This is a genomic window from Nitrospirillum amazonense (assembly GCF_007828035.1).
Lineage (GTDB): Bacteria > Pseudomonadota > Alphaproteobacteria > Azospirillales > Azospirillaceae > Nitrospirillum > Nitrospirillum amazonense.
This window is the reverse complement of the sequence record NZ_VITV01000011.1, coordinates 154,818-181,403: the sequence shown is the minus strand read 5'-3', so window position 1 is coordinate 181,403 and position 26,586 is coordinate 154,818. Positions and strand designations below refer to the sequence as shown.

The 26,586-nt window shown below is 65.3% G+C and carries 16 protein-coding genes and 2 pseudogenes; 13 read left to right on the top strand and 5 right to left on the bottom strand.

Annotated features, from left to right (window positions below; genetic code table 11):
- Positions 1-1,583 (bottom strand): annotated as a pseudogene (locus FBZ87_RS24520) (beta strand repeat-containing protein); the annotation flags it as partial.
- 1,001 nt (positions 1,584-2,584) lie between these two features.
- Between FBZ87_RS24520 and FBZ87_RS24515 the strand changes: the two are divergent.
- A complete protein-coding gene (locus tag FBZ87_RS24515; RefSeq protein WP_145613210.1) occupies positions 2,585-2,830 on the top strand; it encodes a phage tail protein in 246 nt (81 codons plus the stop codon).
- 243 nt (positions 2,831-3,073) lie between these two features.
- On the top strand, positions 3,074-5,923 hold the full coding sequence (locus FBZ87_RS24510) for an ATP-binding protein (RefSeq protein WP_145613209.1): 2,850 nt from the start codon (positions 3,074-3,076) through the stop codon (positions 5,921-5,923).
- A gap of 142 nt (positions 5,924-6,065) precedes the next feature.
- Here the strand turns inward: FBZ87_RS24510 and FBZ87_RS24505 are convergent, their stop codons facing one another.
- Positions 6,066-7,322, bottom strand: a complete 1,257-nt coding sequence (locus FBZ87_RS24505; RefSeq protein ID WP_186454960.1) for a replication initiation protein — start codon at positions 7,320-7,322, stop codon at positions 6,066-6,068.
- An 868-nt stretch (positions 7,323-8,190) separates the two neighbouring features.
- Here FBZ87_RS24505 and FBZ87_RS24500 point away from each other — a divergent pair.
- The 3 genes from FBZ87_RS24500 (at position 8,191) to FBZ87_RS24490 (ending at position 10,637) form a co-directional block, all read left to right on the top strand.
- Positions 8,191-9,219 carry an AAA family ATPase gene (locus tag FBZ87_RS24500; protein WP_186454959.1) on the top strand — a complete coding sequence of 343 codons (1,029 nt, stop codon included), beginning with the start codon at positions 8,191-8,193 and terminating at the stop codon, positions 9,217-9,219.
- Between the two features lie 5 nt (positions 9,220-9,224).
- A complete protein-coding gene (locus tag FBZ87_RS24495) occupies positions 9,225-10,094 on the top strand; it encodes a ParB/RepB/Spo0J family partition protein (RefSeq protein WP_145613207.1) in 870 nt (289 codons plus the stop codon).
- Between the two features lie 114 nt (positions 10,095-10,208).
- Positions 10,209-10,637 carry a pseudoazurin gene (locus FBZ87_RS24490; RefSeq protein ID WP_145613206.1) on the top strand — a complete coding sequence of 143 codons (429 nt, stop codon included), beginning with the start codon at positions 10,209-10,211 and terminating at the stop codon, positions 10,635-10,637.
- 200 nt (positions 10,638-10,837) lie between these two features.
- On the opposite strand, the gene FBZ87_RS24485 is transcribed toward FBZ87_RS24490, so the two are convergent.
- The 3 genes from FBZ87_RS24485 to FBZ87_RS24475 all read right to left on the bottom strand — a co-directional run bounded on the left by FBZ87_RS24485 (position 10,838) and on the right by FBZ87_RS24475 (position 12,834).
- Positions 10,838-11,224: a nuclear transport factor 2 family protein gene (locus FBZ87_RS24485; protein ID WP_145613205.1), complete on the bottom strand. Its 387-nt coding sequence runs from the start codon at positions 11,222-11,224 to the stop codon at positions 10,838-10,840.
- 45 nt (positions 11,225-11,269) lie between these two features.
- Positions 11,270-12,022: an SDR family NAD(P)-dependent oxidoreductase gene (locus tag FBZ87_RS24480; RefSeq protein WP_145613204.1), complete on the bottom strand. Its 753-nt coding sequence runs from the start codon at positions 12,020-12,022 to the stop codon at positions 11,270-11,272.
- 71 nt (positions 12,023-12,093) lie between these two features.
- Positions 12,094-12,834: an SDR family oxidoreductase gene (locus tag FBZ87_RS24475; protein WP_211107165.1), complete on the bottom strand. Its 741-nt coding sequence runs from the start codon at positions 12,832-12,834 to the stop codon at positions 12,094-12,096.
- A 94-nt stretch (positions 12,835-12,928) separates the two neighbouring features.
- Between FBZ87_RS24475 and FBZ87_RS24470 the strand changes: the two genes are divergently transcribed.
- The 8 genes and pseudogenes from FBZ87_RS24470 to FBZ87_RS29350 form a co-directional block, all read left to right on the top strand.
- On the top strand, positions 12,929-13,837 hold the full coding sequence (locus FBZ87_RS24470) for a LysR family transcriptional regulator (RefSeq protein ID WP_145613203.1): 909 nt from the start codon (positions 12,929-12,931) through the stop codon (positions 13,835-13,837).
- A gap of 254 nt (positions 13,838-14,091) precedes the next feature.
- Positions 14,092-16,977 (top strand): glycoside hydrolase family 127 protein, encoded by a 2,886-nt coding sequence (locus FBZ87_RS24465; RefSeq protein WP_145613202.1) that lies wholly within the window; start codon positions 14,092-14,094, stop codon positions 16,975-16,977.
- 216 nt (positions 16,978-17,193) lie between these two features.
- Complete coding sequence (locus FBZ87_RS24460) at positions 17,194-17,895, top strand: response regulator transcription factor (RefSeq protein WP_145613201.1); 702 nt, start codon at positions 17,194-17,196, stop codon at positions 17,893-17,895.
- A complete protein-coding gene (locus tag FBZ87_RS24455; RefSeq protein WP_145613200.1) occupies positions 17,882-19,282 on the top strand; it encodes a sensor histidine kinase in 1,401 nt (466 codons plus the stop codon). The genes FBZ87_RS24460 and FBZ87_RS24455 overlap by 14 nt, the downstream gene beginning before the upstream one ends.
- Before the next feature lie 201 nt (positions 19,283-19,483).
- Positions 19,484-22,678 (top strand): efflux RND transporter permease subunit, encoded by a 3,195-nt coding sequence (locus tag FBZ87_RS24450; protein ID WP_145613199.1) that lies wholly within the window; start codon positions 19,484-19,486, stop codon positions 22,676-22,678.
- A 64-nt stretch (positions 22,679-22,742) separates the two neighbouring features.
- A complete protein-coding gene (locus FBZ87_RS24445; protein WP_186454958.1) occupies positions 22,743-23,951 on the top strand; it encodes an efflux RND transporter periplasmic adaptor subunit in 1,209 nt (402 codons plus the stop codon).
- A 5-nt stretch (positions 23,952-23,956) separates the two neighbouring features.
- Positions 23,957-25,426 carry an efflux transporter outer membrane subunit gene (locus tag FBZ87_RS24440; RefSeq protein ID WP_145613198.1) on the top strand — a complete coding sequence of 490 codons (1,470 nt, stop codon included), beginning with the start codon at positions 23,957-23,959 and terminating at the stop codon, positions 25,424-25,426.
- Positions 25,427-25,920: 494 nt separating this feature from the next.
- Positions 25,921-26,586: pseudogene (locus tag FBZ87_RS29350) on the top strand (hypothetical protein); the annotation flags it as partial.

The window sequence follows — 26,586 nt, the reverse complement described above, 5'->3', positions numbered from 1 at the left end:
GTCAGCTTCGACACCTGGGCGCTGGTCAGCGCGTTCAGGTTATCGCTGCTGAGGTTGGACACCTGCGCCGTCGTCAGCTGGCTGACCTGCGCCGTGGTCAGCTCACGGATGTCGGCGGTCGTCAGGCTGTTCAGCTGGCTGCTGGTCAGCGACTGAACCTGCGCGCTGTTCAGGCTGGACACCTGGGTACTGGTCAGCGCGTTCAGGTTATCGCTGCTGAGGCCGGAGACCTGCGTGGTCGTCAGCGACTGAACCTGCGCCGTCGTCAGCTTCTGCACCGTGGCCGTGCCCAGCGCATTCAGCTGGTCGGTCGATAGCGCCTTCACCTGTGTGGCCGACAGGCTGGTCAGCTGGGCGGTGCCCAGCACCGACACCTGGGTGGTCGTCAGCGACTGAACCTGCGCCGTCGTCAGGCCGGCAACCTGGCTGGAGCTCAGGGCGTTCAGCTGGTCAGTGCCCAGCTGGGACAGCTGGGTCGTCGTCAGCTGGCCGATCTGGGCGCTGGACAGCTCCTGTACGTCTGAGCTGGTCAAGCTACCCAGCTGATCCGTGGTCAGGGCCTGGATCTGGCTGCTGGACAGCTTGGCCACCTGGGTGTTGCTGAGCGCATTCAAGTTACTGGTCGTCAGGCCGGACACCTGGCTGGTCGTCAGCGCACCCACCTGGGCCGTCGTCAGCGCGCGGACGTCCGCCGTGCTGAGCGAGGCCAGCTGATCGGTCGACAGCTGCTGAACCTGCGCCGTCGTCAGGCTGGCCACCTGCGCCGTCGTCAGCGACGAGATCACACTCGTGGTCAGGTTCGAGACCTGGGCCGTGGTCAGCTGGCCGATCTGGGCGGTCGTCAGTTCCCGAACGTCCGATGACGTCAGGCTGTTCAGCTGGTCAGTGGTCAGCGCCTGGATCTGGGTGCTGGTCAGCTTCACCACCTGCGCGCTGTTGAGCGCGTTCAGGTTGTCGCTGCTGAGGCCGCCGATCTGGCTGGCGCTGAGGCCGCCGATCTGGCTGGCGCTGAACTCATTGATGTCCGAGGTGCTGAGCGCGTTCAGCTGGCTGGTGGTCAGGCCCTGCAGCTGCACGGTGGACAGCGACTGCACCTGAGCGCTGTTGAGCGCCGACAGATTGTCGCTGCTGAGGCCGGAAATCTGAGTGGAGGTCAACCCGGAGAGCTGCGTCGTCGTCAGGGCGCGCGCATCGGCGGTGTTGAAGGCGCTGATCTGCGCCGTCGTCAAGAACCCGACCTGGGTCTTGCTGAATTCCTGGATGGACGTGGTCGAGATCGCACCGAGCTGGTCGGTGGTCAGCGCCTGGATCTGATCGGATGTCAGCGCCTGGACCTGATTGGACTTCAGCGCCTCAAAATCATCCGTGGACAGGACACTAATGTCCGCATCGCTGAATGCCTGAAGCTGAGAAACACTGAAGACCATCTGGCTGGCCTGGAAGGCCGCCACCTGGGTCGTCGTTAGCGCCTGGATCTGGGTTGTCGACAGCGCGGCAACATCAGCCGTGCTGAGAGCCTGGATGTTCGCCGTGGACAGGGCGGCAATCTGAGACGGGCCCAGGAAAGTAATAGGCGAGACCATTTACAACCTCCGATCGCACCTCGTTTGAGATGCCTCATGGACGGCGCTAAAAACACCCATTTTTTGGGCGCAACCACAGCCATGCGGTTGATATGAAAATCACACCCCGGTTAACGCTTCCCTTATGGAAACGGCAACGGGACCCCACGCACCCTGACGGCGTCCCTTCTGGACATATGCCGCCTGGCAACCCCGATACTCCTAAAGTCGAAAGAGACCTCTGGCACACGGATAGCCTGGCGGCCACGATAATAAGATGCGAGGGTAACTTCAAGGCGTATTTTGCCCATATGGCTAATGAAGCCCATGAATCTTCATACCCCAAAGCGTTAACGAGGCATTACCAAACGGATGGTCCTACCAGTATGAGCCAAACAGAACGGCCCCCTGCCCAATATATGGGCTGCCTTTGTTCCTTCATATTCCTTCGAATAGGTTCGTCCCGCCAACCAACGACTCTGTTTAGAGGCAATGGGGACATGATAACGCTGTCCTCGTCCTGGTAAAGATGCACCAACTCCCGCCTATTGGACCCGTGGAATCGCAGTGCCTCGGGTCGCCATTGGCCGCAACTGCTGTAGCGGGTCACTTTGGACCGGCCAGACTCAAGAAATTATCGATAAAATTGTCCCGTTTTAGGTGGGCCTATTCCAAAGCCAGAACCGATTCCGCAGCACACTCATCATGGGGAGAGGTGCACGCCCGTTGTGCCCGGCCTATTCAATTCGGCGGCGGCGAGACGATACCACCAATTCCTTTGGCCAGCGCGATGCGGAGACTGAGCCAAGCACCAGTATCTGAGGCGGCGGCGATTCAGTCATGAAGGCGGTGGACGCTGAGAGCGGCGGCCCGCGACAGGTCGGCCCGGGCCGCCACAGCGCGATGGGCAGCGCGCGACAGGATTGATCAAACCCAACTGCTAGGGCACAACATGCGAGGGCATTTCCCACCCAGACACACCCTTTTCCGCCGACTCGGCGCCTATAATGCAGAGGACCTTCATGGACGATCCCTACCTCGCCAGTATCATGTTGTGGCCAGGCACCTATGTGCCGGAGGGTTTCCACCTGTGCGACGGCACACAGCTGCCCATCCGTAACAATCAGGCGCTCTTCTCCCTGCTGGGTCGAAAGTTCGGCGGCGACGGACACACCACCTTCGCCCTGCCAGACTTGCGGAAAGAAGCGCCCACAGGCTGCATGTGGGTGATCGCCATGCAGGGTATCTATCTGCCGCCCGCCCATTGAGCCTCCGGAAGCGTGTGGAGTTCTGATGTCAGAACTCCACACGGCTGGTTCATGGACCCGGCGCCGATGACTTCCGCAACCACACCAGGGTGATGGTTACGTCGACGCTGCAGCGTTGCCTTCGCAAGGCCATGCCGTTGTAAGTCCGAAGACGAAAGCCCTTTTATGCCAACCGCATATGGCGCAGGTTGCGCATTTAATCTAACGTTGAACGCGGTTAAATCGGCATCGAAGGCAAGAACGATGGCGACCGCGATCGATGAACACGAGCACGGACTAGCCTTCGGGCCTTTCAAGCTGGTCATGGGCGAACGACTGCTCACAAGGGATGGCCTGCCCGTGGACGTGGGCGCTCGCGCGCTGGACATCCTGTCGGCACTGGTGGCCTCGCCCAATGAGGTCATCAACAAACAGACCCTGATGTCCCTCGTGTGGCCCGACGTCACCGTCGAGGAGGCCAACCTGCGCTTTCACATCGCCAACCTGCGCAAGGCGCTGGGCGACGGCGTAGAAGGCGCGCGCTACATCGCCACCATTACCGGCCGCGGCTATTGCTTCGTCGCCCCCATCACCAGAACCAGGCCCCCACGCAAGGGGCCGCCCGCCCCTACCCGTTTTCAGCATGCCAACCTTCCACCGCGCCTGGGCCGCATGATAGGGCGGGATGCGGATGTGATAGCGCTGTCGGCCCAACTGGCGGATGGGCGCCTCGTCACCATCGTCGGCCCCGGCGGGGTGGGTAAAACCACCGTCGCCGTGGCCGTCGCGCATGCCCTGGCTGCGGCGTTCTCCGGCTCGGTGCTGTTTGTCGATTTCGGCATGATCACCGACCCCCGGTTGGCGGCAACCGCGCTCACCTCGCTGCTGGGCCTGTCGGTCCAATCGGACGATCCGACGCCCAGCCTGGTGCAATTCCTGAAGGACAAGCGCGTCCTCCTCATCCTGGATACTTGCGAGCACCTGGTGGAGGCGATCGCGGAGCTCGCTGCCGCTATCACCAGCGGCACCCGCAACGTGCATATCCTGGCCACCAGCCGGGAGGCGCTGCGCATCGAAGGGGAGCGCGTCTACCGGCTGGATGCCTTGGCCTACCCCACGGGCATGTCGGACCTTGGCGTGATCGCCGTTCAGCAGTTCCCGGCGACGCAGCTGTTCATCGAGCGCGCCGTGGCCAGCGGCGCCCGGCTGGAGGTCAACGACGCCAAGGCCGCCCTCGTCTGCCACATCTGCCGCAAGCTGGACGGTGTGGCGCTGGCAATCGAACTGGCGGCCCGTCGGGTCGAGGCCTATGGCCTGGAGCAGACCGCCGCCCTGCTGGACCAGCGCCTGACGCTGCTATGGCACGGCCTGCGCACCGCCCCACCTCGGCAGAAGACCCTGCAGGCGACGCTGGACTGGAGCTATGAGCTGTTGTCGGATGTCGAGCGCACGGTGCTACGGCGGCTGGCCGTCTTCGTCGGCCATTTCTCGCTGGAGGCGGCGCTGGACGTGGTCGCCGGTGGTGGCCTGGACCAGGCGGCGGTGTCCGAAGCCATCGACAGCCTGGTGGAGAAGTCCATGGTGGCGGCGCGTCCCTTCGGGGCCGTGATGCGCTACCGCCTGCTGGACACGACGCGCGCCTATATGATCGACACCCGTGGGAACGATGGCGAGGGTCCTGGCCTGGCCGCCCGCCATGCCGCCTATTATCGGCGCTGGCTGGAGCAAACGGGCAACGAATGGCCATCCCTGTCGACGGGCCTGGACCGGGCGCCGCACTTCGCCGCCCTTAACAATGTCCGCGCCGCCTTGACCTGGTGCTTTGGCAACGATGGCGACGTTTCCATCGGTGCTGGGCTGGCCGCCGCCGCGGCACCGGTCTTCCGCACCATGGCGCTGATGCCGGAGTGCCATCGGTGGTCGGAGCGGGCGCTGGGGGCCATGGAGGAGCACCACCGGGGCGGGCCTGAGGAAATGCAGCTCCAGGCCGCGCTGGGACTGTCGCTGATGTTCATCCAGGGTCATGGTGAGGCGGCAGTCGCGGCCTTGCACCGCAGCCTCGACATCGCGCGGGCGCTCGGCGACCGTCTCAACGAAGCGCGGCTACTCGGGCCCTTGCACTTCTTCCACTTGCGCAGCGGGAATTTCAGGGCCTGCCTGCGCTATGCCGAGCGCTGCATGGACATCGCCGGCCCGCTGGGAGACCCGGAAGCGACGGCGCTGGCCCATACGCTGATGGGCATGGCCCTGCACATCCTGGGGGACCTTGGCCGGGCGCGGGTTGAACTGGACGCGGTCCTGAGCGCCGAAACGCTCGCGGGCGACCGTCAGATCCATTTCGGGTTCGATCACCGCAACTGGGCAAGCCTGGTGCTGGTGACGACGCTATGGATGCAGGGCCGTCCGACCCAGGCACGGGCGCTGATCCACCAGCAGCTTCGTGATATTGAGACAATGCACCATCCGGTAGCCTTCGCCCTCATGGTCAATGCCGTTGCCACCCTGCTGTGGATCGGCGACCTGGACGCGGCCGAGGCGCGACTGGACTGGCTGGTGGCGAACGCGATATCACAGTCCCTCGCGCCCTATCGTCATGTTGGACAAGCCTTCCAGGCTGAATTGGCCATCCGTCGGGGTGACATCGATGCGGGGGCGGAGAAGCTGCGCGTCCATCTGGAGCAGTTGCACGCGGCGCGGTACGAACTGTTCACCGGGCGGTTCTATGTCGTGCTGGCCGACGGATTGGCCAAGGCGGGCCGCTGGCGGGAAGCCATGGCCCAAGTGCGTGAGACGACGCGCTTCATCGAGACCACGGGCTACACCTCCTACATTCCCGAACTGTTGCGGGTGAAGGGATGCATCCTGATCGCGGCACCTGGGCTGGACGACACCGGGGCAGAAGCATGCTTGCTGGAGGCGCTTCGGCAGAGCCGCAATCAGGGGTCGGGGTCCTGGGAACTACGCGCCGCTACGGATTTGGCGACGCTATGGGCCAGCCAGGGCTTTAAGGACAAGGGCCGCGCGCTGTTGCGCTCCACCCTGGCGCGATTCGCAGACGACCATGATGTTCCCGACGTTACGACCGCCCGGGATATGTTGGCGCTTCTGGAATAGCTTCACCCCGGGGTAGCGCAAGCGATACCATACTTAACTTGCGTCTCTTCCGAAACAAGCTGACTTTTCCGTCGTTTTGGTGTCCGTGAAACCGTAGAGCCCGCCAGTTCCGACGTCAGAACCAGACCCAGCGCCAATTGGATCAGCGCAGGACGCCGGCCACTTCCTCCGCCACCCAATCCACCCACTTGTGTATGTTGCTGGCGGCCGACGCCGCCCGCACTTCCGGCGCGCCCAATTCGCGGGCCCGCTTGTACAAACGGGTGCGCACGTCCAGCGGTTCCGCCGCTAGTCGATCAATCAGCCCCTGGTGGGTGCCGCGCGGCGCCGGCAAGGCCGGTGCCGGGGCGGCGACGACCACCGGCGGCGACTCACCCGCCAGCTTGCGCACGAAGCCGGCGAAGGCCAAGTCGGCGTTGCGTATCTTGCCCGTCTGACCCGACGCCCAATCAGCCCAGCGGTCCAGCGCCATATCGATATCAGTGCCGGGATATTCGGCGCGCAACTGTTCCAGTGCCGTGTCGCTGACCCGGCGCTTCAACCCGAGTACGGATACGGGACGGTCGCGATCGGTCTTGCCATCCTCCAAGTCTACCGTGTCGGCATCGCGGGCGCCGGCGGCAAAGCCGCCCTTGCCCACCGGGCCTACAGGATCAATGGCGAATTCCGTGGCGCGCGCGGCGGAGGTCAGGGCCGCCCGCTCCTTCTTCCGGATGGTGAAGCGCAGGGCCACCACCGGCCGGCCGCGCGACGGCGACCGGATGGGGGTGTAGCTGCACTCGATGGCTGACAGCTCATTCACCTCGCGCACGGCACGTTCCAGCACTTCGCGCTGAAGGATTCCGAAATTCTTGTTGGCCGAGGTGTTCTTGACGCTCAGCAGTTGGCGGAAGGTGTCGATATCCACCTCCCAATCCGGTTCGCGCAAGTTAACCCGCACGCTCAGCAGCTCATACAGCGCCAGCGCGTACTTGGAACTGAAGCTGGTGCACACCGCCAAGTGGATGCGCGCCCAGGCCGATGGCTCAGCCAGGGCAGGGCGCAGTTCCGCCGGGAAAGACCATTCGGCGTAACCCTTGCCCTTGGGCAAGGCGCGGAAGCTCAGCAGCGGCGCGCCGCCCTCCTTCACCTCACCATCGGAACTGAGGTAGGGGAACTCCACCCGCACCGACATCAGCCGGTCGAAGCAGCTTTTCAGGCGGGCGTTGCTATGCTCCGTCTCCTCGCCGATGGCGCGCTTGAGATCGGCCGTGGCGGCGCGAAAGGGAGGCAGCGCCGCGGTGGCATCAGCCAGCTTATCCCAGCTGTGGGCCAGGATGACATTGAACAACTTCTTGTCGGACAGGGTCAGGCCGCCACCGGTCTCGATGATCTCGATGGTGCCACGCGGCTTGGGCACGGTGGGATCCGTGTCCAGGCGAAAGGGATCCCCTGTCGCCTCCGGACGCCTTGCCGGCGGTTTTGCTGCGGTCCTGCTCATGTTGTGCAGTCGAGCAGCGGCACCACACAGAGTCAACAGCCCCCCGGCAGGTGGCGATAGAACACACAGAAAGGCGCCGCCGCCGCCCGCAAACTGGCGACAAAGCGCATGAAGACCCCGGCGGCTGCCGCCTAACTGGCGAGAAAACACATAAGAATGGGGTCCGGCCCCGGTGAATCGCGGTCAGTAGCCCAGCGACTCCGCTTCCCCTGGCCCATGGCGAGAAAACACATAGAAAGGCTGAAAAGGGGCTGGCGAGAAAACGCATTAAGAAAGGCGCCACGCCGCTGGCCATGACGCGGCAACTCATTGTTTTCGTTGTTATATTTCGGAAGAGCTCAGATCTCGTCCGACATGGCGAGAAAACGCATGGAAACGACTCGGGCCCCCTGGCGAGAAAACGCATAGGAAAGGGTGGGCAAGCACCCTGCCCTCGTCTCGCGGACTCTGGACAGCGCCCCTGGCGAGAAAACGCATAGAAAACAGGCCGGTGACGACAGCTCACACATAGACGGCGGACAAAACGCATTGGAAGCGGCGACAAAGCACACCCAGACTCGGGACAAAGCACATGGAAACGCCGCTTAAGCTTTTGCAAGGAAACGGATTTCTGCCCTCTGAACAAGAACAATTGGAATCTAGAAAAGAGTCTGACGAGGTCCACCCCCCCAAGGATTGGATTTGGAATAAGGATCAACCATCAACCATCAACGTTGTCGTTGACACTTGATGGTCCCGCTGGCAGGTTCTGACATCAGAACCGGGCCTGAGAATGAAGGATAGGGCGATGAACGGCGATCGGATGCGCGAATTGCGCCAGATGCTGCGGCAAAGCCAGGGCGATTTGAAGGACATGCTGAACCAGCGGCTGTCCCGCTCTTACGACAAGCCCAAGATCAGCCGGTGGGAAAACGGCAAGGAACCTATTCCGGACGACGTTGCCGCCGAGCTGGAACAGATCGCTTCGCACAAGCCGCGCAACGCCCGTGTTTTCGTGTTGGCCAACCAGAAGGGCGGCGTGGGCAAGACCACCAGCGCCCTGAACCTGGCCTATGCCCTGGGCCAGTCGGGCAGCCGGGTGCTGCTGATCGACATGGACCCGCAGGCGACCGCGACCGTGGCCCTGCTGGCGGACGCGGCGGTGGAAGTTTATCGCCAGGGCCGCACCATGGCGCATGTCATCCTGCAGAACCGTGCCATGGCCGATGCCATTCTGAAGCCGGGTATGGTGGAAACCGCGGTCCCCCTGCCCTTCGATTTGGCGGCCAGCCATATTGAGCTGTCGGAAACCGACGGTCGCCGGGAACCGGGCTTCGACGCCGCCCTGCGCGAGGCGGTGGACACGGTGCGCGCCGGCTATGACTTCATCGTCATCGATGCCCCACCCAACCTGGGCATGTTGACGTGGATGGCCTTGGCCGCAGCACAGGAGGTGCTGATCCCGGTGCGGACCGAGCCCTATGACACCATGGGTGTGGGCCTGATCCTGAACACCATCCATAAGGTGCAGCGCCGCCTGAACCCGGGCCTGCGACTGTCTGGCATCCTGCCCACCCAGTTTGGCCGCCGCAAGTCGGTGGACCGCGAGGTGCTGGCCCATCTGGTGACGGCACTGGGCGAAAAGGTTCCGGTACTGGAGGCCGTGCCCGACAGCGCCGTGTTCGGCCACGCCGCGCGCAATGGGCGCATCGCGCTGGAGGCGTCGCCCACCTCGTCCGCCACCGCGGTTTATCGTAAGCTGGCGGACTGCATCATTTCCGGCCGGCCGCTGGCCCGCGCCGATATCGACCTGATTCCTGTTGAGAGCGAGGCGTAAGCGCCATGACGGTGAAGAAACGACCCTCCCCCATCCTGGGGGCTGCATCCGCCATGATTGGTGAGGCCTCAGGCGAACTGGTAATGTCGCGCGACAGCCGCTTCCACCACAGTATTGAGTTGCAGGTTGACCACATCGCGCCCGATCCGGAACAGCCGCGCAAGCTGTTTTCGGAGGAGGAGCTGGACGGCCTGGCCGCCAGCATGGCGGAACAGGGACAGCTGCAGCCCATCCTGGTGCGGCGCAACCCAACGGATCGCGGCCATTGGGTCGTCGTGGCGGGGGAGCGCCGCTGGCGGGCGGCGCAGCGGCTGGGCTGGGGCGTCATCCTGGCCATCGAACATACCGGCGACCCTGAAGTGCTGGCGCTGATCGAGAACCTGCAGCGCGTCGACCTGACGCCGGTGGAAGAGGCGCGGGGACTGAAGCGTCTGATTGATGGCAAGGGCTGGACCCAGAACCAGGCGGCCGAAGCACTGGGCAAGACCAAGGGCGAGATCAGCGCCACCCTGCGCATCCTCACCCTGCCCGAGGATATTCTTGAAGGTGTTCTGACGTCAGAACTCGGCCTGTCGCGCAATGTGCTGGTTGAACTGTCACGGGTGGATGAACCGGCGGCGCGGGAGCGGCTGATTCAATCTGCGCGCAGCGGCACGCTCAGCATCCGCACCATCCGGGCCGCAAAGGCGCAGGACCAGGCGCCGGAGGTGGTGGAAGGCAAGCCGTCCACCGGAATCACCACCCCGGGCGTGAACCTGGCATCAGTGGAACGGCTGGTCAGCAATTTGCGGTCCTTGCGGCCTGCGGCGCTGAAGGACAAGGACCGTGACCGGTTGCGGGCCCTGCGCGCCGCCATTGACGCGCTGCTGGGCTGAGAGCCGCGAGACTAAATTATTGCGCCAGCGCAAAGACGGGGTAGGGACACCGGCGTAGGGAAGGGCGGCCACGGGCGATGACCCGTGCCGCCTTTTTCACGACGGAGAGTATAAATGCGTTCCCTTCCCCTGGCGCTGGTGGCCCTGATGACCCTGGCGGGTCCAGCCTTCGGTGCCGAGCACGTCGTCAAAATGCTGAACAAGGGTGCCGACGGCATGTTCGTGTTCGAGCCTGCCCTGGTGAAGGTCGCGCCCGGTGACAAGGTGACTTTCCAGTCTGTCGATGCCGGCCACAACGTGGAAAGCATCCCCGGCATGCTGCCGGATGGCGCCCAGGCTTTCACCGGCAAGCCCGGTGAGACGCTCACCGTCATCTTCGACAAGCCGGGCGTCTACGGCTATCGCTGCAAGCCGCACTATGGCATGGGCATGGTGGGTGTGGTCGTGGTCGGGACGCCCACCAACCTGGACGCCGCCAAGGCGGTGCCGCAGACGGGCAAGGCCAAGGCCGCGTTTGAGAAGCTGTTGGCTGCTGCCAAGTAACTTGTTGGAAAGACAGGAAGGCGGCGGGGGAGGGATCTCCCATAGGCGCTAACTTAGGAGTGAACGGCAGGAGCCGGTCTGTGATTCATGATGGGGATGGACTCCGAAATCCATCCCCATTTCGAAATTGTGATTGCGCCCTGTCGTCTACGTTGGCAGATCGAACTGGCATTCAGATCGTTGATCCACGAGGCTGTAGCTCAGGACGCTTTCTCCGGATCGAGAAGAACCCATAGTCGGGCGATCTTGCCGTTCTCGAACTCGGCGGCGTCAGCGCCAGTGACGGCTACTGGTCCGCCTTCCGGACCGGCATGCCAACGCAATACGGCCAGGCCATGATGACCTACTGCCGTGCCCTCGGGAGCAAAGGAGAAGGTAGGCCCGAACTGGTCGAGCAACCGACCTGCCGTAGCACTGATCGCATCGCGGCCCCGAACCACACCGTCGGGCTCGAACATGATTGGATCATTCACGTAGAGATCCGCCATTGCGAGCGCGCGCTGATCTGGATCTCTTTCGTTGAATACCCGTTCCAGATTGGCGCGTAGCAGGACGTTGTAATCCGGGGTCGCTTCTGTATCCGACATGGTCTTTTCTTTCAATTGCGGGGGGATTTGTACCAGGTGGCAAGGTCAGGCGGACAGGCCGCCATCGATGGCGAGTGTCGCGCCCGTTATGAAACCTGCTTCCGGGCCGACCAGAAACGCCACGGCGGCAGCCACTTCCTCGGCCGTGCCATATCGTGCGATCGCCAGATGCGCTTTCAGCATGTCAGCTACCGGCCCTTCCGTAGGGGCCATGCCGGTGTCGATGGGGCCAGGCTGGATGATGTTTGCACGGATACCGCGGGGTCCCAGGTCGCGGGCCCAGCTACGCGTGTATGCAGCGATGGCGGCCTTCGTCGCGACATAATCGGCGATGCCGGGAAACACGGTGTGATGCATGGCGCCGGCCGTTCCGATCGAGATTATGCTGCCGTCGTCATTCATAAGCGGCACGGCCGTGCGCACAACCGTCGCGACAGCCTTCAGGTTGATGTCGAGCTGACGGTCCAGTGCCGGGATGTCGAGCGCAGGATCGCCGATCAGCCCGGTGACGAACACCCCGGCGGAATTGACGATGATGTCCAGTCCACCCAGCGCGGCATGGGCGTCGCGGACCATGGCCTGGACTTCCGTAGTAACGGACTGATCGGCGCGGAGCGCGATGGCGCGGACCTGCTCCGCTTCCGCGGCGTCGCGAACCGCCTCGGCCTCTGTCTGGGACGCCCCGTAGCTGAACGCCACGTCTGCGCCATCCTTCGCCAGCCGCCGGACGATGGCGGCGCCGATGCCGCGTGAACCGCCGGTGACGAGGGCGCGTTTGCCGAAAAGGGACCTTGTCATGATGGACTCCTGAAATGTTGGGGAATTTGTGCGAATGTTGGATGAGGCGTGAACGACTGTGCGCAGGACGATCAGACCAGGCGGGAGCCACCGTCGATGTTGAGCGTCGCGCCGTTCATCCAGCCATTCGCCATTAGGAACACAACCGCCGCCCCAGCTTCCTCCGCAGTGCCAAGTCGGTGCAGCGGCAGCGTGGTCTTGAGCCCCTCGACATAGGCGTTGCGTCCGTCGCCCAGCGCCTTGCCGAGCAGGGGGGTGTCGATGGGCCCCGGCGAGAGGGTATTTACCCGGCGCGGGGCAAGTTCGAGCGCAAGACCGCGACCGAGAGACTCCATTGCGGAAGAGGCAGCGGCGAGCACGGCGGTGCCGTAGCCATTCGGGCGATCACCGAGCGCACCTGAGATGAAGGTGATCGAACCATCGGCCGCGAGGCGATCGCCCAATGCCCGCAGGGTGTGAATGGCCGCCCAAATGCGCTCGTCGAACGCGCGGTGCAGCTGTGCCAAATCGGCATCAAGCACCCTGCCAACGACGAAGCTGCCGGCGAGGAGGACCAGATGATCGACGTGGCCGACGTCGGCCAGCGCCTTCTCGATTGTCTCAGGCCGGGTCACGTCGGCGGAGCGCCATCCGGCAAAGCCATGCTCGGCGGCGATCTGTTCCGCGCGGGATTTGTCTAAGCCTAGGATGATGACCTCGGCGCCGGCGGCTTTTGCCTGAATGGCGGCCGAAAGCCCGATACCGGATGTGCCGCCAACAATCAGGACATGGCTGCCGGCGAGCTGACGGGAGAGGAAATCTGCGGTCATCATGTGATCCTTTCGGTGTGCCCTTGAGGTCGATGACCACCAATTATATCTTCGCCTACGTCTTGATAATTGGGCTCAATGTAGGTTTACTTTTACCATGACAGCACAAATCGGATTGGAGCGGCTGACCGGCATCATCGCTTTCGCGCGCGCCGCCTCGTTGGGCAGCTACACAGCCGCTGCGCGTCAGCTGGGCGTTTCCCCATCCGCAGTCAGCAGGAGCGTCCAGCGCCTCGAGCAACAGTTCGGTGTGTCGCTCTTCACCCGCACGACCCGATCGCTTACGCTGACATCCGAGGGCCGCGACCTGCATGAACGTGCGCTCCGATTGCTGCGAGAGGCTGAGGAGATCGAGCAGGCGGCACTCGCGACCCGGGCGGAACCGGCAGGCATGCTTAAGATCGCAGCGCCGCTGCCGATCGGGGTGCATGTGGTAGGTCCTGCCTTGCCGCGTTTCCGAGAGCGCTATCCGAAGCTCTCGATCGACCTCCGCCTCAGCGACCGGATGGTGGACATCATCGAAGAAGGCATCGATATCGCGATCCGCGTCGGCGACCTTGCGGATACGCGCCTCCTGTCGCGCCGGCTTGGTCCTCACAGATTGTGTGCCTATGCCTCCCCCGATTACCTGTCGCGCCGTGGCACGCCGCAACATCCCGACCAGCTCGCGGATCATGAGTGCGTCAACTTTCGCTTCCAGAGTTCAGGCCAATCGCTGCGCTGGCCGTTCCGGATCGGAGAACGCATCGTGGAGCTGACGCCCAATGCGGGCGTGACGGTGGATGCTAGCGATGGCGTATCTGCGGTACTTGTCGGCGGAGGCGGCATCGGAATCTCGGCAACCTATATTGCCGCCCCGCATGTGGCGCGGGGCGAACTCGTGCCGATATTGGAAGCCTACTCGGTGGAGCGAACTGCAGTGACTGCGCTTTGGCCGGAGAGCCGGCGGGGCAGTCCCAACGTTAAGGCGTTCCTGTCCTTTCTCGCCGACCTATTCCATGGCTAAGAGCAAGGGCGGCAGCTCTGCGCCTTTTGCCCGCTTTGAAAGGCAGCTTCTGGAGTGACCAAGGTCTTGTTGGCGGCGGCCTAATTCCGTCCCATCCAGGAGAACGTCGAAGTCGGGATGTTATCTCTTCCGAGCCTCTTCCCCGGGTTGACCCATCCCGCCAAATAATCATATGATAATACTATGCAGGGAGGCACGGGGCCTACGCTGGCGCTCAGCGGACGGGCCTGAACGGCCAGAGGGACAACAACAATATGACCAGCACACCTGAACAGACCTCGGTTTCCATTACCGAGGCGCAGGCCAGTCCGATCGACGAATGCGTAACACCGCCAGAGGGGATCGGCCGGCGCCGATTCCTGGCCGCGACAGGCGGCGGCGCTTTGGCTGTGGGCCTGGCCGGTGGCCGCACGGCACTGGCGGCCAGTCCTTCGGCTCCGGTCAACCTGGCGGTCATGGCCCGCACCAGCTGGTCCAACCGCTCCAGCGGCACGCGCCTGGCGGCCATCAACACCAATGCCGCGCCCGCCAGCTCCAAGGATGATACCGAGGGCGCCTTCGCAACGGAGCCGCATGCCGGTCCCGCCTGGATCGAATACAGCTGGGACGTGCCGGTGCGCACCAACGCGGTTGATGTCTATTGGTGGCTGGGCGGCTGGAAGGGGGCGTTGCCCACCAGCTGGCGGGTGTCGGCCTGGGATGGCAAGCGCTTCGTGCCGGTGCGCAACGCGCAGGGGCTGGGCCTGGCGCCCGACGCCTATAACCGCACCACCTTCGATCCCGTCACCACCACGCGGCTGCGCCTGGACATCGACCCGGCGGCCAAGGCCTCCGTCGGCGTGCTGCAGTGGCGGGTGTGGAGCCATGGCGCCGTGCCGGTGTTCCCGCCCTTGGTCACCGCCGGTCAGGACCGCGCCGTCGTGCTGGGCGGGCAAACCTATCTTGGCGGCAGGGTGCGCACCCTGGACGCCGCCCCCCATGCTGCGGCCCTGTGGCATAAGGTCAGCGGGCCGGGTAGCGTCAGCTTCGCCGACGCCACCCGCGTCGACACCACCGCGCGGTTCTCCGCCCCCGGCGAGTACGTGCTGCAGCTGAGCGCCAAGGCGGATGGCAAGACCACCAATTCCACCCTGAAGGTACGGGCGGAAACGCCGCCGCCGGATGAGCGGCTGGATGTCGTCTACACCACCCCCTACGCCATCGATAGCCCCCTGTGGTCGTCCCGGGCCAAGGCCTTGATCACCCGCTGGATCCCCCACTGCATCGACTATTGCGAGCGCACGGACCTGAAGATCGGGCAGGGCGGGCTGGACAATTTCATCGAGGCGGCCAAGGCCCTGCGCGGGGAGCCGCACGGGTCCCACAAGGGCTATGTCTTTTCCAACGCCTGGGTGCACCAGACGGTGGAATCCATGTGCATCGCCCTGATGGTCGACCCGCAGGGCGACAAGGAGATCATCGCGGCGCAGGACCTGATGCGCCGCAAGCTGGGGGAATGGATACCCGTCATCCTGGCGGCGCAGGAGCCGGACGGCTATCTGCAGACCGCCTACACCCTGGCCGACCGCGCCAAATGGCCGGCGCGCTGGTCGCCGGAGCAGCGGGGCAACCATGAGGGCTATGTCGCTGGGTATTTCATCGAGTCCGCCATCAACCACTACACGTTGACGGGCGGCAAGGACCTGCGCCTCTATAACGCGGCCAAGAAGCTGGCGGATTGCTGGGTTGCCAACATCGGCCCGGGCAAGAAGGACTGGTTCGACGGGCACCAGGAAATGGAGCAGGCGCTGGTGCGCTTCGGCCGCTTCGTCAACGACATGGAGGGGCAGGGCCACGGCGACGCCTACATCCGGCTGGCGCGCTTCCTGCTGGACAGCCGGCGCGGCGGATCGGAATACGACCAGAGCCACCTGCCGCCCGGCCGGCAGTACGAGGCGGTGGGCCACGCCGTGCGCGCCGTGTACTTCTACTCCGGCATGGCGGACATCGCCGCCGAAACCCGAGACATTGACTACCAGAGCGCCGTGCTGTCCCTGTGGGACAACATGGTGAACAAGAAGTATTACGTCACCGGCGGTGTGGGCAGCGGTGACACGGCGGAGGGCTTCGGTGAGAATTACGCCCTGCGCAACGACGCCTACTGCGAATCTTGCTCCAGCTGCGGCCTGATCTTTTTCCAGTACAAGCTCAACCTCGCCTATCACGACGCCAAGTACGCCGACCTTTATGAGGAGACGATGTACAACGCGCTGCTGGGCTCCACAGCGCTGGACGGCCAGACGTTCTGCTACACCAACCCGCTGGTGGATACCGAACGCACCACCTGGCACGTCTGCCCCTGCTGCGTCGGCAACATCCCGCGCACCTTGCTGATGGTGCCCACCTGGGCCTATGCCAAGGACAAGGCGGGCGTGAACGTGAACCTTTTCATCGGCAGCCGGGTCAACGTGGGCGACGTCGCCGGCACGGCGGTGGAGATGGTGCAGAAGACCAACTATCCCTGGGAAGGGGCGGTCGCCCTGACCGTCAACCCGGCCAAGGCGACATCCTTCGCCGTGCGCATCCGCGTGCCCGACCGCGCCACCAGCACCCTTTACACCGCCGCGCCGCCGGTGCGCGGGCTGGAGAGCCTGACGGTGAACGGCCAGGCCGTGCAGTACCGCATGGAAAAGGGCTATGCGGTGGTGGAGCGGGAATGGGCGGCCGGCGATCGCGTCGACTTCGTCCTGCCCCTGGCCGTGCAGCGCGTGACGGGCGACGACAAGGTAGAGGCGACCCGGGGTAAGGTCGCCCTGCGCTATGGCCCGCTGGTCTACAACGTGGAAAAGGCCGACCAGCCGTCCATCGATCAGCCACTAGCGTCCACGCCGGTGACCGCCGAATGGCGGCCCGACCTGCTGGGCGGCGTGGTGGCCTTGAAGGGTCAGTGGCAGGACGGTACGCCCATGCTGGCCATCCCCAACTACGCCCGCATGAACCGCCTGCCATCGGCGGCCGGCGGCGTCGGCGGCACCGACTCCGGCATCAACTACGCCATCGGCGCCCAAGGCCAGGTGGTGGCGGCCGATACCACCGGGGAACCGGAGGGGCATGACCGCGGCCACGCCCGGCATTCGCAGGTGTGGATCGCCGTGGCCTAATATGCGTGGCATTTGAGCGTAATCGCTCAAATGCCCTCAAGCGCCGGCGCCCGCATTCGCGGGCTTGGCTATCCTCGCTCCGCCCTGCGGTACTCGCTGCGGCGGGCGCAGTCGCGCCCCAAACGGCACGGGTCACGTCCCGTGCCGCTGGTATAATTCCCAAGACGGCGGGGACGCACTAGATTAAGGGGCAGGACCGTCCTGGAACTGCCCCTGATGCCTGCCTCCGACACCATCGCCCACCTCCACCTGGTTGAAGACGAGCCCGACATGGCGCGGGAGATCGTCACCAGCCTGGAAGCCCGGGGGTATTCCGTCAGCCATTCCGTCACCGCCGCCGCGGCGCTGGAGGTGCTGCGCGCCGATCGCAGCGTGGCGGTGGTCATCGCCGACCGCATGCTGCCCGGTGGCATGGACGGGCTGGACATGGTGCAGGAACTGCGGGATGAGGGCATCGCCACGCCCATCCTGGTCTTGAGCGCACTGGGCTCGGTCGATGACCGGGTGCGCGGCCTGAACGCCGGCGGCGACGACTACCTGACCAAGCCCTTCGCCGTGGCGGAACTGGTGGCCCGCGTCGAGGCGCTGCGCCGTCGCCCGCCGGATACCCGCGCTACCACCCTGCGGGTGGGATCGCTGGAGATGGATTTGCTCAGCCGCACCGTGCGCCGGGGGGAGCGGGAGGTGCCGCTGTTGCCCCGGGAATTCAAGCTGCTGGAGTACATGATGCGCCGGCCGGACCAGGTGATCACGCCCGCCATGCTGTTGACCGATGTCTGGAATTATCGCTTCGTGCCGCAGACCAACGTGGTCGATGTGCACATGGGCAAACTGAGGCACAAGATCGATGAAATGGGGGAGCTGCCTATGATCCATCGCGTGCGCGGCGCCGGGTTCATGCTCCGTGCGGCGGACTGAGCTGTTCCGCGCGGGCCCGTTCCGGCTGGCGCTGGGCTTCGCCACCGCGCTGTCGGTGGGCATGCTGCTGATCTTCGGCTTCATCTACTGGCAAACCAGTGAGGTGGAGACGCGCCGCATGCAGCGCGACCTGGTGCAGGAGGCGGCGGTGGCGGCGCAGACGCGCGACGACATCCTGCTGTATCAGCTGCAGGTCCGCATCATGTCGGACTATCACCGTGTCACCGTGGCCGCCTGGTTCGACGCCGATGGCAAGCGGCGCTACGGCAATCTGGATGCCTTGCCGCCGGACCTGCCCATCGATGACAAGGGCCATCGCTTGGACATCCAGACCAACGACGCCCGCCCGCCCCAGCCGGCCATCCTGGCCGCGGCCAAACGGGCGGACGGCGGCACCGTCGTGCTGGGCCGCGCCATGGATGAGCTGCTGGCCCTGCAACGGGTGGTAGCGCGCACCCTGATCGCCGGCCTGCTGCCCGCCGTGGCCCTGGTGCTGGCGTCCGGCGTCCTGGGTGGGGCGCGGGCGCGCCGCCGGGTGCAGACCGTGCAGCAGACCATAGGACGCATCATGGGTGGCGACCTGCGCGAGCGCCTGCCCTTGTCCGGCAACCGTGACGCGGTGGACCAGCTATCGGCCCGGGTGAACCAGATGCTGGACCGCATCGTCCATCTGCTGGATGAAATTCGGGCGGTCGGTGACAATATAGCGCATGACCTGCGCACCCCCCTGTCGGTCATGCGCGCCAAGCTGGAGCGGGGGCTGGCCGCCGAGGAGCCGGAGGAGCTGCGCCGGGGTGCGGAGGCGGCGCTGGCCGACCTGGACAAGGCGTTCGGCATGATCACGGCCCTGCTGCGCATCGCCGAGCTGGAGGACAGCCGCCGCCAGGCGGGCTTCACCACCGTGGATCTCGCGGAAGTGGCGAGTGAGGTCTTCGACCTCTACGAACCTTTGGCCGAAGCCCAGGGAGTGGCCCTGGCGCGGGAGGACAAGGGCCCCCTGTTCGTGACCGGCGACCGTGATCTGCTGATCGAGGCGGTGGCCAACCTCGTGGACAACGCCGTGAAGTTCACGCCGGAGGGCGGGCGCGTCCTTATCCGCAGCGGCATGGGCGGTATCGGAGGGGAGGCTGTGCCGGTGGTGGAAGTGTCGGACACCGGGCCCGGTATTCCGGTGGCGGAACGGGCGGCCGTGGTCCGCCGCCTGTATCGCCTGGATAAAAGCCGCCACATCCAGGGCAACGGCCTGGGCCTGTCGCTGGTGCAGGCCATCGCGACCCTGCATGGCTTCAAGTTGGTGATCGATGGCAACGATTTGGGCGCCGTCATCGCGCTTATTTGCGGCGCAGCAGATGGCGAAGCGCTTGGAAACCCAGCCGTTTGGCCGTAGGCTCGGCGCAGTTTATGGCGGTATTTTGCGGCGCAACCAAAAAAATTATTTAATCCCAATTCGTTGAGACGTCCCCTATTTCCCAAGGTGTTGGGTTCACGAACCCGCTCTCGAGGGATCACGAGACGTGTCGCACCGCATCATGAATGACCATCGCCGGCCCCGCGCCCATCGCCCCTGCCCACAGCCGGGGGTGCCGTCATGATCGAAATCGTCAAGATCGCGCTGCGCCGGCCCTACACGTTCATCGTGATGGCCATCCTGATCCTCATCTTCGGCGTATCGTCGGCGGTGAAGACGCCGACCGACATCTTCCCCGACATCGGCATTCCCGTCATCGCCGTGGTGTGGACCTACAACGGCCTGCAGCCCGACGACATGGCCGGGCGCATCATCGGCTATTACGAGCGTTCCCTGACCTCCACCGTGAATGATGTGGAGCATATCGAATCTCAATCGATGCAGGGCTTCGGCGTGGTGAAGGTGTTCTTCCAGCCCAGCGTCAACATCAACGCCGCCCAGGCCCAGGTGGTGGCGATCTCGCAGACGGTGCTGAAGCAGATGCCGCCGGGCATCAACCCGCCCCAGGTCCTGACCTTCAACGCCGCCAGTGTGCCCATCCTGCAGCTGGCCCTGTCCAGCGACCATCTGTCGGAAACGCGGCTGAACGACATCGCGCAGAATTCCATCCGGCCGCAGCTGGTGACGGTGCCGGGCGCCGTGCTGCCCTCGGTCTACGGCGGCAAGGTGCGCCAGGTGCAGATCGACCTGAACCAGCAGGCCCTGCACGCCTACGGCCTGTCGGCCACCGATGTGGCCGCCGCCCTGTCGGTGCAGAACCTGATCACCCCGGCCGGCACGCAGAAGATCGGCAAGCTGGAATACCCCGTCGACCTGAATGACTCCCCGATCGACATCAGCACATTCAACGACTTGCCGATCAAAACCGTGAACGGCGCCGTCGTCTATATGCGGGATGTCGCCAATGTCCACGACGGCAGCCCGCCCCAGACCAACGTGGTGCATGTGGATGGCAAGAAGGCGGTTCTGATGTCCGTGCTGAAGGCCGGCTCCGCCTCCACCCTCGACATCATCGCCGGCGTCTATAAGCGCCTGCCCGACGTCCAGAAGACCCTGCCCGACGGCGTGACCCTGACCCCCATCGGCGACCAGTCCATCTTCGTCAAGGACGCGGTCAGCGGCGTGATCCGCGAGGGTGTCATCGCCGCCGGCCTGACCGGCCTGCTGATCCTGCTGTTCCTGGGCAGCTGGCGGTCCACGCTCATCATCACCGTGTCCATTCCACTGGCCATCCTGGCGTCCATCACCACCCTGTCCGTGCTGGGCGAGACCATCAACGTGATGACCCTGGGCGGGTTGGCGCTGGCGGTGGGCATCCTGGTGGACGATGCCACGGTGACCATCGAGAACATCAACTGGCACCTGGAACACGGCAAGCCCATCGAGACCGCCATCCTGGATGGCGCCAAGCAGATCGTGGTGCCGGCCACCGTGTCGCTCCTGTGCATCTGCATCGCCTTCGTGCCCATGTTCGGCCTGGGCGGTGTCGCCGGCTTCCTGTTCCGCCCCATGGCGGAGGCGGTGGTGTTCGCCCTGATGGCCTCGTACGTGCTGTCGCGCACCCTGGTGCCGACGTTGGCCAACTACCTCCTTCGCAACCAGGCCCACGCCGGCCATGGCCTGCACACCGATGTCCACGGTGCGCCCACGCGCAATCCCTTCGTGAAGTTCCAGCGCACCTTCGAACGCGGGTTCGAGGCGGTGCGGTCCACCTACCAGGGCCTGCTGCTGCTGGGCCTGGAGAACCGCCGCTGGATGATCGGCGGGTTCCTGGCCGTGTCGCTGGGCACGTTCGGGCTGGCGCCCTTCCTGGGGCAGAATTTTTTCCCCGCCGTCGATGGCGGCCAGATCAAGATCCACGTCCGCGGCCGCACCGGCTTGCGCATCGAGGAGATGAGCCGCCTTTGCGACCATGTCGGCGATGCCATCCGCCATGTGATCCCATCCAAGGACCTGGGCGGGATGGTCGACAACATCGGCCTGCCGGTCAGCGGCATCAACATGGCCTACGGCAACAGCGGCACCATCGGGGTGGAGGATGCCGACATCCTGATCGCGCTGAACAAGGACCACGCGCCCACCGACGACTACGTGGATATCCTGCGCCACGACCTGCCGCGGCTGTTTCCCGGTACCACCTTCGCCTTCCTGCCGGCCGACATCACCACCCAGGTGCTGAACTTCGGCCTGCCGGCGCCGCTGGACGTGAAGATCGTCGGCAGCGACCTGGAGGCCAACCGCGCCTACACCAACAAGCTGCTGTCCAAGATCGCCCGCATTCCCGGCGTGGCCGACGCCCGAGTGGAACAGGCCTTCCAACTGCCATCGCTGAAGGTGGCGGTGAACCGGTCGCTGGCCGGCCTGGTCGGACTCACCGAAAAGGATGCCGCGACCACCATGCTGGACACCCTGGCCGGCAGCACGCAAACGGCGCCGACCTTCTGGCTGAATCACAGGAACGGCATCTCCTACCCCGTGTCCATCCAGACGCCGCAGCGCGACATCGACACCATGGCCGGCCTGCAGACCATGCCGCTGACGCCGGCCGCCGCCGGCAAGTCCAGCCAGTTGCTGGGCGGCCTGGCGCAGATCAGCCGGGGGCGGCAGGACGCTGTGGTGACCCACTACAACGTGCGCCCGACCATCGACATCTACGCCACGCCTAAGGATCGCGACCTGGGCGCCATCGCCGCCGACGTGCAGAAGGCCGTCGACAGCATGGCGGCGGACCTGCCGCGGGCCAGCCACGTGGAGATCCAGGGCCAGGTCACCACCATGACCAGCGCCTACCACCAGCTGTTCATCGGCCTGGCCTTCGCCATCGTGCTGATCTACTTGCTGATCGTCGTGAACTTCCAATCCTGGATGGACCCGTTCGTCATCGTCATGGCCCTGCCCAGCGCGCTCGCCGGCATCATCTGGATGCTGTTCGGCACGGGCACCACCCTGTCGGTGCCGGCGCTGACCGGGGCCATCATGTGCATGGGCGTGGCCACGGCCAACAGCATCCTGGTCATCAGCTTCGCCCGGGAACGGCTGGCCGCCGGCGTGGACGCCCTGACCGCCGCCATGGAGGCGGGGCACACCCGCTTCCGCCCCGTGCTGATGACGGCCCTGGCCATGGTCATCGGCATGGCGCCCATGGCCATCGAGCCGGGGCAGAACGCCCCCCTGGGCCGCGCGGTCATCGGTGGGCTGGTCTTCGCCACGCTGGCCACGCTGTTCCTGGTGCCGGCGCTGTTCAGCCTGGTGCACGCCCGTGACCATGAGCGGGCCCGTGAGCCCGGCGGGCAGGCGGCGCCTGCCCCCGTTTAAGCCTTCCCGATCCCACCCCTTCCTTTGAGCCGCAGCCGCCGTCCCGGATAGGAGCGACCCGATCATGTCCACCGCCCAAATCACCACCCCCAATCCCCGCCGCTTGGCCTTGCTGGGGGGAATGGCGCTGCTTGCCGCCGGCGCCATCGTCGTCGTCGGTTTGACCGACCGTGCCCGTGCGACCCGCGAACTGGTTCAATGGAACGCCGACCAGGCTGTTCCCACCGTGGCGCTGGCGCCCGTCAGTCGCGGGGCGGCACAGCAGACGCTGACCTTGCCGGGCACGCTGCAGGCCTATACCCAGGCGCCGATCTACGCTCGGGTGAGCGGCTACCTCAAAAGCTGGGACAAGGATATCGGCGCCAAGGTGAAAGCGGGCGACCTGTTGGGCACCATCGACACCCCCGACCTGGACCAGCAGCTGGAACAGGCCAAGGCCGACCTGGCCAAGGCCAAGGCGACCGCCGAGCTGGCGGACCTGACGGCCAAGCGCTGGGCGGCGCTGGTGGCCTCGCAGTCGGTGTCGCAGCAGGCGGCGGATGAGAAGGTGGGCGATAGCGCCGCCAAGCGAGCGGCGGTGGAAAGTGCCGCCGCCAACGTCCGTCGGCTGGAGGCGCTGACGGCGTTCAAGCGCATCGTGGCGCCCTTCGACGGCGTCGTCACCGCCCGCACGACCGACGTGGGCGCCCTGATCAATGCCGGCGGCGGGACCGGGCAGGAACTGTTCCAGGTGTCGGACCTGCACAGCATGCGGCTGTACGTGCAGATCCCGCAGGCCTTCGCCAGCCTGCTGACCCCGGGGGTCAAGGCCGCCTTCGACCTGCCGCAGTATCCCGGCCGGCACTTCGATGCCACGCTGGTGACAACGGCCAACGCCGTCAGCCAGGCGTCGCGTACCATGCTGGTGGAACTTCAGGCCGACAACCCGGACGGTCTGCTGACGCCCGGCACCTTCGCCGAGGTGCATTTTCAGGTGCCCAGCGACGCCAACATGGTGAAGGTCCCGGCGACCGTCCTGGTCCCCAGCGACAAGGGGGCCGAGGTGGCCGTGCTGGGCCCCGACGGCAAGGCTCAGCTGAAGCCGGTGACCATCGGCCGCGACATGGGTGACAGCGTTGAAATCGTGGCGGGCCTGACCCCCACGGACAAGATCATCGACAACCCGCCCGAGACACTGGTGTCGGGCGATGTGGTGCGCCTGGCCGGTGCGGGTGAGGGGGCGGGCAAGGTGGCGGAAGCGGCCACGGGCACCACGGCGAAGGCGGACCGGTAACAGCCATGTCTTTCACGAAGTCTCTCATGGCCGGTGGCGCGCTGCTGGCGCTGGCGGGCTGCAACCTGGCGCCGGACTATCAGCCGCCGCACCTCGACCTGCCGCCCGCCTTCAAGGAGGCCGGCGGCGCTCCGTGGCAGCCGGCCCAGCCGGCGGACCAGCAGGCGCGCGGCCCTTGGTGGACGGCCTTCAACGACCCGGTGCTGAACGGCCTTGAGGACCGGATCGAAGCGGCCAACCCCACGCTGGCCGTGGCGCTGGCCCGCTATGACGAGGCCCGCGCGGATGCCGCCGCCGTTTCCGCCGGCCTGCTGCCGCGCGTGGACGGCACCGCCAGCATCAGCACCAACCGACAGTCCAAGGACCGCCCCCTGCGCGGCGCCGGCCAGCGCGATGTCTACGGCGCCAACACCATCGGCGCCTCCGCCTCTTATGAACTGGACCTCTGGGGCAAGGTGCGCAACCAGGTGGCCGCCGGCCGGGCGGAAGCCCAGGCCAGCGCCGCCGACCTGGCCTCGGTGCGGCTGGGATTGCAGGCCGAGCTGGCCAGCGATTATTTCGCGCTGCGCGGCCTGGACGAGCGCGCCCACATCCTGGCCGACACGGTCACGGCCTATGAGAAGCAGCTCAGCCTGACCCAAACCATGTTCCAGGGACGCATCGTGGCCGGGCTGGACGTGTCGCGGGCGGAAACCCAGCTGGACACCGCCCGGTCCCAGGTCTCGCAGGTGGCGTCGCAGCGGGCGCAGATGGAACACGCCATCGCGGCCCTGGTGGGCCTGGCGCCGGCGGAATTCACCCTGGCGCCCGTGCGGTGGACGCCGGCCCTGCCGGCTGTGCCGACGGGGCTGCCCTCCACCTTGCTGCAGCGCCGGCCGGACGTGGCGGCGGCGGAACGCGACGTGCTGGCCGCCAACGCCGGCATCGGCGTGGCCCGCGCTGCCTACTACCCCGATCTGTCGTTGCAGGCGGTGGGCGGCTTCCAGGACACGGGCTTCAACCTGCTGAAGCTGCCCATGGCTTTCTGGTCGGTGGGGCCCGGCGTCACCCTGCCGCTGTTCGAGGGCGGGCGGTTGGACGCCGGCCTGGCCAAGGCGGTGGCCCAGCATGACGAGGCCGCCGCCACGTATCGCGAGACGGTGCTGAACGCCTTCCGCGAGGTGGAGGACAATTTGGCCGCCATCCGCTGGCTGGGGACGGCCGCCAGGGATGAGGACGCCGGCACCCTGGCGGCCCAGCGCACCCTGGACATGGCCACCAACCTCTACCGCGACGGCGCCGACAGCTACCTGGAGGTGGTGACAGCGCAGACCGCCCTGCTGGAGGCGCAGCAGAGCAGCCTGGACCTGCACACCCGCCAGGTGCAGGCCGACGTGGCCCTCATCCGGGCGCTGGGCGGGGGGTGGGACAAAAGCGCGCTCCCCTCCGACGACGATTCTGTCACCCTGCCGGAGCGGGCGGCCAAGGCCCTCTGACACGTTTTCATGGTGTTCACTTGAAGGCCACCAGGCGCCCGACAGGTGCCTGGTGGCCTTACTCATTTGATATAGAAAGATAATCGGTCTACGAGGCAGCGTCCTGCGACAATCACGCGCGGCCGATATATGTCAAATCTGCACATTGCCGCATCCTGTTAAGGGTTGTTGCTTGCAGTCTTGTCCGTGCCATGGTTGATTGCTCTGACAGACACAACCTTGGCAGGGGTTACGCTGTGTATTGCAACTATCAAACACACCCCCGCCATGGCGAGGGGTACTGGCGGCCACAAGGAAAGCACCGCCACTGGTCCTTGGCGGGCCATAAGGTGGAAACTGCGCCCTCCACCGCTGGCGCGACCGGCGCCTGAGCGTCTGCTGCCCGCGCAGGCTCTACTGGCCCTTCCGGCCCGATCCCCTGATCCGAACCCCTCGTTTCGGTAACGCCGCCCCCGATGACGGTGACGGCCCCTGATTTGATCAGGCGCCGGCCGATGCTGCCCCTTTTCATCCTCCTGGAGAACACCATGCCCGGCCCCTACGATTTCACGTCCGAGACCCTGACGAACAGCTATGTGACCAGCGACCAGGTAATGCCGTCGGTGTCGGTCCTGGCGGACGGCAGTTATGTAGTGGCGTGGCAATCCTCGGGGGAGGATGGCAGCGGCTGGGGAGTTTACGCCCAGCGCTTTACGGCGGGGGGCCAGAAAACCGGTGGCGAGTTTCGGGTTAATACGACCACCACCGGCGACCAGAATGCCCCAACCACGGTGGCGCTGGCCAATGGCGGCTTCGAGATTCTGTGGCAGCAGAACAATGGCACGGTCTTGGGCCAGCGCTATGATGCCAACGGCAACACGGTGGGTGGCCAAATCGTTTACGGCAATGGGTTAACGAGCCCGGCCGCGGTCCTGTTGGCGAACGGCAATCTGCTGGTGACATGGGTCAGCAACGGCAATGCGATGACGGGGCAGATCTTCGATGCCAACGGTGTGGCCGTCACCGGGCAGCTGACGTTGTCGACCTACGTGCAGGGCGCGGTGTCACAGCCCGTGGTGGCGGCATTGGCGAACGGGGGCTTTGTCGTCAGTTGGAACAGCAGCGCGGGCACCTATCTGGGTGAAGTTTATGTGCAGCAGTTCAACGCGTCGGGTGCAGCG

What these genes read in the sequence shown, in the direction of transcription:
- FBZ87_RS24515 (WP_145613210.1), top strand. Translation starts at nt 2,585, where the DNA reads ATGGACGATCCCTACCTCGCCAGTATCATGTTGTGGCCAGGCACCTAT.
- FBZ87_RS24510 (WP_145613209.1), top strand. Translation starts at nt 3,074, where the DNA reads ATGGCGACCGCGATCGATGAACACGAGCACGGACTAGCCTTCGGGCCT.
- FBZ87_RS24500 (WP_186454959.1), top strand. Translation starts at nt 8,191, where the DNA reads ATGAACGGCGATCGGATGCGCGAATTGCGCCAGATGCTGCGGCAAAGC.
- FBZ87_RS24495 (WP_145613207.1), top strand. Translation starts at nt 9,225, where the DNA reads ATGACGGTGAAGAAACGACCCTCCCCCATCCTGGGGGCTGCATCCGCC.
- FBZ87_RS24490 (WP_145613206.1), top strand. Translation starts at nt 10,209, where the DNA reads ATGCGTTCCCTTCCCCTGGCGCTGGTGGCCCTGATGACCCTGGCGGGT.
- FBZ87_RS24485 (WP_145613205.1), bottom strand. Translation starts at nt 11,224, where the DNA reads ATGTCGGATACAGAAGCGACCCCGGATTACAACGTCCTGCTACGCGCC.
- FBZ87_RS24480 (WP_145613204.1), bottom strand. Translation starts at nt 12,022, where the DNA reads ATGACAAGGTCCCTTTTCGGCAAACGCGCCCTCGTCACCGGCGGTTCA.
- FBZ87_RS24475 (WP_211107165.1), bottom strand. Translation starts at nt 12,834, where the DNA reads ATGATGACCGCAGATTTCCTCTCCCGTCAGCTCGCCGGCAGCCATGTC.
- FBZ87_RS24470 (WP_145613203.1), top strand. Translation starts at nt 12,929, where the DNA reads ATGACAGCACAAATCGGATTGGAGCGGCTGACCGGCATCATCGCTTTC.
- FBZ87_RS24465 (WP_145613202.1), top strand. Translation starts at nt 14,092, where the DNA reads ATGACCAGCACACCTGAACAGACCTCGGTTTCCATTACCGAGGCGCAG.
- FBZ87_RS24460 (WP_145613201.1), top strand. Translation starts at nt 17,194, where the DNA reads ATGCCTGCCTCCGACACCATCGCCCACCTCCACCTGGTTGAAGACGAG.
- FBZ87_RS24450 (WP_145613199.1), top strand. Translation starts at nt 19,484, where the DNA reads ATGATCGAAATCGTCAAGATCGCGCTGCGCCGGCCCTACACGTTCATC.
- FBZ87_RS24445 (WP_186454958.1), top strand. Translation starts at nt 22,743, where the DNA reads ATGTCCACCGCCCAAATCACCACCCCCAATCCCCGCCGCTTGGCCTTG.
- FBZ87_RS24440 (WP_145613198.1), top strand. Translation starts at nt 23,957, where the DNA reads ATGTCTTTCACGAAGTCTCTCATGGCCGGTGGCGCGCTGCTGGCGCTG.